Origin of the sequence: Enterobacter cloacae complex sp.6700776, assembly GCF_048284255.1 — a bacterium.
Lineage (GTDB): Bacteria > Pseudomonadota > Gammaproteobacteria > Enterobacterales > Enterobacteriaceae > Enterobacter > Enterobacter intestinihominis.
Genome location: NZ_JBLVYK010000108.1, coordinates 1 through 334, shown reverse-complemented (window position 1 = coordinate 334; position 334 = coordinate 1). Strand labels below are relative to the sequence as shown.

General features: G+C 33.2%; 1 pseudogene. It reads left to right on the top strand.

What is annotated here, in order from left to right:
- Positions 1 to 334: pseudogene (locus ACNQ0T_RS23435) on the top strand (hybrid sensor histidine kinase/response regulator); the annotation flags it as partial.

Sequence of the window (334 nt, the reverse complement as noted above, 5' to 3'; positions counted from 1 at the left end):
AAATCACCAACTGCTTTTTCTCGTATAACGCGCAGTTCTGGGCGTACTAATAGTATATTAACAGTTACTCTGCCTCTTTTATTTGTATTAATCACAACATTATTTTGGAGTGCTGATAGGATTGTTCAGCAAGAAACCAGGCGTTTAGAAGTTGAATTCAAATCTTTTATTGGTTATTTGATTGAACAAGAAACTTTTTTAAAAGCACTAAATAAACAGAATCAAGATTTATCTGAACTGCTTGAAAGTCGAACTTACTCCATCAATGATCAATTTTTACCGAAAGAATGGCCATTAAGACTATTAGAAGGTAAAGAGTCTATCGTTGCTATGC